Source organism: Kocuria atrinae C3-8, assembly GCF_000286355.1.
Classification (GTDB): domain Bacteria; phylum Actinomycetota; class Actinomycetes; order Actinomycetales; family Micrococcaceae; genus Kocuria; species Kocuria atrinae_A.
The window spans coordinates 1-7,851 of sequence record NZ_AJXN01000066.1 but is presented as its reverse complement, the minus strand read 5'-3'; the positions used below and the strand labels follow the sequence as shown (position 1 = coordinate 7,851).

At 66.5% G+C, this 7,851-nt stretch carries 6 protein-coding genes and 2 pseudogenes; 5 read left to right on the top strand and 3 right to left on the bottom strand.

Annotation, left to right across the window (positions count from 1 at the left end; all coding sequences use genetic code 11):
* Positions 1–100: 100 nt before the first annotated feature.
* From YO9_RS0108115 to YO9_RS0108105, 3 genes are all read right to left on the bottom strand, one after another.
* A complete protein-coding gene (locus YO9_RS0108115) occupies positions 101–574 on the bottom strand; it encodes a peroxiredoxin (RefSeq protein WP_016997014.1) in 474 nt (157 codons plus the stop codon).
* Positions 575–614: 40 nt separating this feature from the next.
* Complete coding sequence (locus tag YO9_RS17570) at positions 615–800, bottom strand: hypothetical protein (RefSeq protein WP_223286287.1); 186 nt, start codon at positions 798–800, stop codon at positions 615–617.
* A 156-nt stretch (positions 801–956) separates the two neighbouring features.
* Complete coding sequence (locus tag YO9_RS0108105) at positions 957–1,949, bottom strand: D-2-hydroxyacid dehydrogenase (RefSeq protein ID WP_016997012.1); 993 nt, start codon at positions 1,947–1,949, stop codon at positions 957–959.
* 66 nt (positions 1,950–2,015) lie between these two features.
* On the opposite strand from YO9_RS0108105, the gene YO9_RS0108100 reads away from it, so the two are divergent.
* The 5 genes and pseudogenes from YO9_RS0108100 to YO9_RS0108085 all read left to right on the top strand — a co-directional run.
* Complete coding sequence (locus YO9_RS0108100; RefSeq protein WP_016997011.1) at positions 2,016–3,293, top strand: aspartate aminotransferase family protein; 1,278 nt, start codon at positions 2,016–2,018, stop codon at positions 3,291–3,293.
* A gap of 7 nt (positions 3,294–3,300) precedes the next feature.
* Positions 3,301–4,977 carry an FAD-binding oxidoreductase gene (locus tag YO9_RS0108095; protein ID WP_223286286.1) on the top strand — a complete coding sequence of 559 codons (1,677 nt, stop codon included), beginning with the start codon at positions 3,301–3,303 and terminating at the stop codon, positions 4,975–4,977.
* Positions 4,865–5,161: pseudogene (locus tag YO9_RS20780) on the top strand (hypothetical protein); the annotation flags it as partial. The gene YO9_RS0108095 and the pseudogene YO9_RS20780, both read left to right, overlap by 113 nt.
* 23 nt (positions 5,162–5,184) lie before the next feature.
* A complete protein-coding gene (locus YO9_RS0108090) occupies positions 5,185–6,381 on the top strand; it encodes a (Fe-S)-binding protein (protein ID WP_031272912.1) in 1,197 nt (398 codons plus the stop codon).
* Between the two features lie 58 nt (positions 6,382–6,439).
* A pseudogene (locus YO9_RS0108085) lies at positions 6,440–7,851 on the top strand (NAD-dependent succinate-semialdehyde dehydrogenase); the annotation flags it as partial.

Here is a 7,851-nt window from a genome sequence, read left to right as displayed (position 1 = left end):
GCCTAGAAAGGCGTTAAAGGGCGGCAGCCGCCCGAAGGCGGCTGCCGCTATTTCCGTCCGTCCAGGAGGCCACTGTCCGGGCGGAGTCTAGTGACGGTTCTCAGGAACCGTTGGACAGTTCGGACACGAGGCGACCCACGTGTCCCTTCGCATCGACGCGGTATTCGGCGTTCACGAGCGTGCCGTCTGCGTTCACGACGAACGTGGAGCGCAGGGGACCCTCGGAGGTTTCACCGTTGATGGTGCGTTCACCCCACGCGCCCCATTCCTTGGCGGCTGCGTGATCGGGGTCGGAAAGAAGTGTGTAGGGGAGGTGGTACTCCTCCACGAAACGGTTGAGTTCTTCCGGGCTGTCCCCGGAGACTCCGTACACGTCGTAACCCAGGCCCTTGATGGCGGCCAGGTTGTCGCGGAAGTCGCATGCCTCGGTGGTGCACCCCGGCGTGAAGGCCTTGGGGTAGAAGTACACCACAGCGCTGCGCTCGTTCTGATCACCGAGATTCACGGTGTTGCCGTCATGGGCGGTGAGGTTGAGTGCGGGGGCGGTATCGCCCGTAGCGAGTTCGCGGGACATGGCTGCTCCTAGTGTTTGGTGGTTCCGGTGGGATCCGCGATCAGCGGGTCAGGATCCGGGACAGTGCTGCTCCGATGCAAGCAGCTGAGACGGCCAGAGTCCACATTTCAGCGGAACGGTTCTCGATCTTGCTGCTACCGGCGGAGAAATCCGGGTCCAGCGTATCGCCGGTGTACTTGAAGTAGGACACGTGGGCTGCAGTGCAGGTGCGTTCGACATTTCTCATTCCTTTCATCATCCGGAAGCTGTTTTCCGTAATATGAAATATACTGTAAGCTGAGTCACAGGTCAAGAGGTTTGTCGAAAAATTTCGTGCTATTGCGCGGGCGCACAGAAACGACCCCGCACACCGAGCGGTGGCGGGGTCGGATTGTGCTTCTGACTAGTGACTGCGCACGTAGCCCAGTTGCTTGTCGACCTGGTTCTTCAAGGTCTCACCGCGTAACCAACGGCCCAAGTTGTCCTGGAACTGCTCCGCCAGCGTGGTGCGCCAGCCGATCACGTCGCCGCTCATGTGCGCGGAGATGTGAACATTGAGCATCGCCCAGAACGGGTGCTCGCGGGGGAGTGGCTCGTGTTCGAAGACATCCAACGACGCCGTCGCCACGCGCCCCTGGCGGAGCGCGTCCAAGAGCGCGGGTTCGTCCACGAGCGCCCCGCGGCCCACGTTGATCACGTGCGCGCTCGGTTTCATGTGCTCGAGGACTTCTTGGTTCAGTAGGCCCCGCGTCGCGTCGGTCAGGGGTGCGATCAGCACCAGATGGTCGACCTCGCCCACGTGCTCCGCGAGCTCCGAACTGGCGATCACCGTGCCGAAATCCTCGTCGCGTTCGCGGGCCGTGCGTCCAGCGCCCGTGACCTTCAGTCCTGCCGCGCGCAACAGTCTGGCGGTGGCGCGGCCAATGCCTCCGGTGCCGACCACCAGGGCTCGTTGCCCCGCGGTTTGTTGGAGCTCTCGGTGCTGCCACTGCGCCTCGCGTTGCAGGTCCTTGCTGCGGTGCAGTTGCTTGTCGTGGGCCAGAATCGAGGCGAGCACGAATTCCGCAATGGGTGCGTCAAAGGCGCCGTGGGCGTTGGTCACCGTGATGTCCGAGCCGCGGAGTTCGTCGAACAGCAGGGAGTCCACCCCGGCCGCCGCCACGTGGATCCACTCAAGGTCCGTGGCCGACTGCCAGGCGTCCCGCAAGGCTGTGGAGAAGAAATCCCAGAGCAGTAGTGCCTTCGCCCCGGGCAGGGCGTCGGATAGATGCTCGGCGTCCGCGTAGATGACCTCGGCGAGCTCCTCGATCTCCTGCGCGTTGGCCAGGTCGGGTGCGCTGGCTGAGGTGAGCACCACGAGTTTGGGTCGGTTTTCGGGGTTCTGTTTCGGCTCCACACTTGCACCCTAGGGCAATCCTCTGATTGTTGACAATCATTCGATTGCGCCAGGACAATGTGACCCATGACATCTCTGAGCCCTCTCCTGAAGCAGGCAACTCCGGTTGTGGTCGATCACGCCCTGGGAAGTTGGATCTACGGCACGGACGGCCGGGAGTACCTGGACTTCACCACGGGCATTGGTGTGACCAGCACCGGTCACTGCCACCCCAAGGTGGTGGAGGCGGCCCGGGAGCAAGTGGGCAAGGTGATCCACGCGCAGTACACCACCGTGATGCACAAGCCGCTGTTGGAGTTCACGGAGAAACTGGGCGAAGTGCTGCCCGCGGGCTTGGACTCTTTGTTCTTTGCCAACTCGGGTTCGGAAGCGGTCGAGGCCGCGGTGCGCTTGGCCCGCATGGCCACCGGCCGTCCGAACATCGTGGTGTTCCAGGGCGGATTCCACGGCCGCACGGTGGCGGCGGCGTCCTTGACGACCGCGGGTACCAAGTTCTCCGCCGGATTCTCGCCGCTGATGTCCGGCGTACACATGTCCGCGTTCCCCTACGCCTACCGCTACGGCTGGGACGAGGACACCGCCGTGGACTTCGCGTTGCAGGAGCTCGACTACCTGCTGACCACGCGCACGGCCCCCAACGACACCGCGGCGTTCCTGATCGAACCGGCGCTGGGGGACGGTGGCTACATCCCCACGCCCCCGCGGTTCCTCGAGGGCCTGCGCGAACGAGCCGACCGCCACGGCATCCTCCTGATTTTCGACGAGGTGCAGGCCGGTGTGGGGCGCACCGGAAAGTACTGGGGGCATCAGCACTCCACGGCGCTGCCGGACATCCAGATCATGGCCAAGGGCATCGCATCGGGCTTCCCGATTTCCGCGATCGCTGCCTCGAATGACCTCATGTCCAAGGGCTGGCCCGGTTCGCAGGGTGGCACTTACGGCGGCAACGCGGTCTCCGCGGCGGCCGGTGTGGCGACCCTTCAGGTTGTGGAGGACGAAGGTCTTGTTGAGAATTCCCGGGTTCGCGGCGATCAGCTCCACGCCGGACTCCTGGACATCCAGTCCCGCCATCCGGTGATCGGCAATGTGCGCGGGCTGGGCCTGATGCAGGGTATCGAGTTCACCGCTCCGGACGGCTCGCCGGACGCTGCGACCGCGGCCGCCGTGCAGCAGGCCACCGTGGAGCAAGATCTTTTGACGCTCACGTGCGGCCCCGCGGGCAACGTGGTTCGGTTGATTCCCGCGCTCGTGGTTACCGAACGCGAGATCGAACAGGGCCTCGAACGGTTCGACGCCGCTCTGGCCGCCGTTACGGCGTCGGCCGGCTCGGACGCCGGAAACTGAGGCGCCCGTGACGCCCGCAGCAATTCCGGTGATTGCCCGGCTGCACGACGCGGGAATTGAGGTCGACCCGTCCGAGCGCAGGACCTCCGAGTACGCGTACGACGCCTCCAATTACCGTGTGCGACCCCTCGCCGTCGTCTTTCCGCGCACCGTGGACGACGTGGTCGCTACGGTGCGCGCCTGCGCGGCAACCCACACTCCCATAGTCAGCCGAGGCGGCGGCACGTCCATGGCGGGCAATGCGGTGGGGCGCGGCGTCGTCGTCGATTTTTCGCGTTACATGGACCGGATCCTGGAGGTGGACCGGGACGCCGGGACCGTCAACGTGGAACCCGGCGTGGTGCTCGCGACCCTGACCAGCGAGGTTGAGGCCGCGACCGGCGGCGAGCTCACGTTTGCCCCAGATCCGTCCTCGAAGAACCGCGCCACGGTGGGCGGGGCGATCGGCAACGACGCGTGCGGCAACCATTCCGTGCGGTACGGGCGGACGAGCGATCACACGGTCGAGATCGACGTGGTCACCTCGGACGGTGCCAGGCTGACCGCCACCGCGACCGACCTGCGCTCCACGGACCCGACCGACCGGGCCTCGATCATGCGTGCCGAGGAACTGAGCCGAGAATTGCGCGCGCTCGCTCAAGAGCACCTGGCCGCATTCCGGGTGGAGCTCGGCCAGATCCCGCGCCAGGTCTCCGGGTATCACCTGCAGAACCTGCTCCCGGAAAAGGGATTCAACGTGGCCCGCGCCTGGTGGGATCCGAGGGCACGTGCGCGCTGGTCGTGGGCGCTCGCATGCGGTTGGTACCCAAACCGCCAGCGCGCTGCTGGTGTGCCTGGCTACGACACGGTGGTCGACGCCGCTCGCGACGTGACCACGATCCTCGAGTTCTCGCCCGCCGCGGTCGAGGGGACCGACAAGGCCATCGTCGAAACCATGCGCTGGCGGCGCGGGCCGGACTCCGTCAGGGCGCTGCCGGAGGGCAACGCCTGGTTGTTCGTGGATCTGGACGGTGACACGGAGGAAGCGGTCAAGGCGCAGGCGGATGAACTGCTGGAGCGGCTGAGCGAGAACGGCCGCCTGGTGGAGGGCATCGCGGTTCCCGACCCGGAGGAACGCGCCAACCTGTGGCGGGTCCGCGAGGACGGCGCAGGTCTCTCATCCCGGTTGGCCACGGGCGGTGAATCCTGGCCCGGCTGGGAGGACTCCGCCGTGGCACCGGAAAAACTCGCCGACTACCTTGCTGACCTTCGCGTTCTCATGGGCGACTATGACCTGGACGGCGTGATGTACGGGCACTTCGGTGCGGGGTGCATGCACATTCGCATCACCTTCGACCTGCGGACCGAGGCCGGTCGCGAGGTGTACCGGAACTTCACTCGCGATGCCGCCCACCTGGTGGTTCGGCACGGCGGCTCGCTGTCCGGTGAGCACGGCGACGGTCGAGCTCGTTCCGCGTTGCTGCCCATCATGTACTCGCCCGAGATGCTCGAGGCCTTCGCCGCGTTCCGGCGAGTGTGGGATCCCACGGGGCTGTTGAATCCGGGGTCGATCGTGGACCCGGAGCCTATCGATGCGCACCTGGCTCTGCAGGCGTTCCGGACCGGGAATGGCGCACGAGCTTCGACCTGCAAGCCGTGGGGGCGGCGGAAACCGCCCGCGAGTCCGGGCACGCCGCGCAGCTGATCCCTGGGTGCACGCCGTCCAGGGTTGCATTGGCGTGGGGCGGTGCCGCGCGGACAGCGGCGGCGTGATGTGCCCCAGCTTCCGGGCCACCCACGACGAGAAGGACTCCACACGCGGCCGTGCCCGGGTGCTGCAGGACATGGTGCGCGGTGCCTCGACCGTGGCCGAAGGGTGGAAATCCAACGACGTCCGCGAGGCCCTCGACCTGTGCCTCTCGTGCAAGGCGTGCGCCACGGACTGCCCGCCGGCGTGGACATGGCCACCTACAAGTCCGAATTCTTCGACCACTACTACGCGCGTCGGATCCGCCCGCGCTCCCACTACTCGCTGGGCTGGTTGCCGCGCTGGCTCGTGATCGCGGGCAGAATCGCGCCGCTCGTGAACGCGGTACTGGCCACGCCGCTGGGCAAGGTCGCCGCGTGGCTCGGGGGCCTCACCACGCGCCGTGCGATGCCACAATTCGCTCGCGCGGGGCAGTGGCGTACCGAGGTCAACGACGCCGCTCGAATCCTTCCGCGGGACGGTTCCGGCGGTCTATCCGTCACCACCTCCGATGGTGCCACTTCCGGCCCTGCCCCTTCTAGTGGCGCCACGTCGAGCAGTTCCTCTTACGGCGGCGATCCTTCACCCGGTGCCGTGCTCTTCGTGGACACCTTCACTCGCGGTTTCCGACCCGAGGTGGCCGGCGCCGCTGCCCGTGTTCTGGCCGGGGCGGGGGAGACGGTCGAGTGCTCGGCAGATGTCTGCTGCGGACTCACCTGGATCTCCACGGGACAGTTGGGCACCGCCAAGAAACTGCTGACCCGAGCCGCAGCCGCACTGGATGACGGAACCGACCGCCCGATTGTGGTCATCGAACCCAGCTGCGCCGCAGCCCTGCGGAAGGATCTGCCGGAACTCGTGCACACCGAGCAGGCGCAGCGGGTGTCCCGCCGGGTCACGAGCTTCGCCGCGCACGTGACATCGCTGGCCGGCGAGGATCGGCTGGCGGAACCCGCGCGGCCGGTGCCGCAGCGCGCCGTCGTACAGACCCACTGCCACGAGTACTCCGTGTTCGGACCCGCGACCCAACGCAAGGCGCTCGCCGCCGCGGGAGTGGCCGAGGTGAGCGAGGCAAACGGGTGCTGCGGGGTGGCCGGAAACTTCGGTTTCGAGGCCGAACACTACGAGGTCAGCATGAAGGTCGCGGAGACCTCTCTGGCCCCGGCCCTGCGTGAAGCCGCGCTGGACACCGCGGTGCTCACGGACGGGTTCTCGTGCGCGATGCAGGTGAACCAGCTGGATCCCAGCGCGCGCGGCACTCACATCGCCGAAATCTTGGACCCCGGATCTCCGACTACTGAAACACCGACTACTGAAACCCCGACCGCTGGAAACCGGACCACCGGAACACCAACCACATGAATCTCAGGCATCGGGCTCTAGGCCATCGGGCCCGCCAACGTCGAACGAAGGAACTCTGATGAGCACACACACCACCGAACATCGCACCTCGCAGGCCGCGCTGGATGCGGTGGCCACGGTCAACACGGGCACGTTCATTGATGGGCAGTGGAGCGAGGCTGCCTCCGGAGCCCGCTTCGACGTGCTCAACCCCGCGACCGAAGAGGTCATCGCCACCGTGGCCGACGGCGGACCCGAAGACGCCGGCGTGCCATCGAAACCGCCGGGCGGGTTCAGAAAGAATGGGCCGCCACTCCACCGCGCGAACGCAGTGAAATCCTGCGCCGCGCGTATGACCTGATCATGGAGCGCCAGGACGAGCTGGCCCTCATCATGACCACGGAAATGGGCAAACCGCTGGCCGAAGCCAAAGGGGAGGTGGCCTACGCCGCCGAGTTCTTCCGCTGGTTCTCCGAGGAAGCCGTGCGGATCGGTGGCGACCAGACCATGACCGCTGACGGCAAGAACCGCATCATGGTGTCCAAGCAACCCGTGGGCCCGTGCGTGCTGGTGACGCCGTGGAACTTTCCGCTGGCCATGGGCACCCGCAAAATCGGCCCGGCCATCGCCGCCGGTTGCACCATGGTGTTCAAGCCCGCGAACCTTACGCCGCTGTCCTCCCTGGCCCTGGTCGACATCCTGATCGAGGCTGGGCTGCCGCCGGGGTGCTCAACGTGGTGTGCACGAAGAAGGCTTCCTCGGTGGTCGGCCCGTGGATGGCCAGCGGAATTGCTCGCAAGGTCAGCTTCACCGGATCCACGGATGTGGGTGTCCGCCTCCTGGAACAGGCCGCGCAGCACGTCATGCGCTCCTCCATGGAACTGGGTGGCAACGCGCCGTTCATCGTCTTCGAGGACGCGGACCTGGACCGCGCGGTCGACGGCGCCGTGGCCGCCAAGATGCGCAACATGGGCGAGGCCTGCACCGCAGCTAACCGATTGTTCGTGCATCGCTCGGTCATGGACGAGTTCTCGCGCAAGCTCGCCGAGCGGCTGGGCGGGCTATCGGTGGGCGACGGCGCTCAGGGCGGGACCGACGTCGGGCCTCTTGTCGAAGCCAAGCACTCGACAAGGTCCAGGAACTCGTGGACGACGCCGTGGCCAAGGGTGCCACCGTGGAATGTGGTGGTTCCCGCCCCGATCGCCCCGGCTTCTTCTACAGCCCCACCGTGCTCTCCGGCGTGGACCCGGCATCGCAGTTGATGACCGAGGAGATCTTCGGCCCCGTGGCGCCCGTGATCCCCTTCGATTCGGAGGATGAAGTGGTCGAGATGGCCAACGACACCCCGTGGGGGCTCGTGGGCTATCTGTTCACCCAGGACGTGGACCGCAGCTTCCGCGTGAGCGACGCTCTGGAAGTCGGCATGGTCGGACTCAACACGGGCATCGTCTCCAACCCGGCCGCGCCGTTCGGCGGCGTGAAGGCCTCCGG

Bases quoted from the DNA above. Each gene is read 5' to 3' on its own strand.
- YO9_RS17570 (WP_223286287.1), bottom strand. From the start codon at position 800: ATGAGAAATGTCGAACGCACCTGCACTGCAGCCCACGTGTCCTACTTC.
- YO9_RS0108115 (WP_016997014.1), bottom strand. From the start codon at position 574: ATGTCCCGCGAACTCGCTACGGGCGATACCGCCCCCGCACTCAACCTC.
- YO9_RS0108100 (WP_016997011.1), top strand. From the start codon at position 2,016: ATGACATCTCTGAGCCCTCTCCTGAAGCAGGCAACTCCGGTTGTGGTC.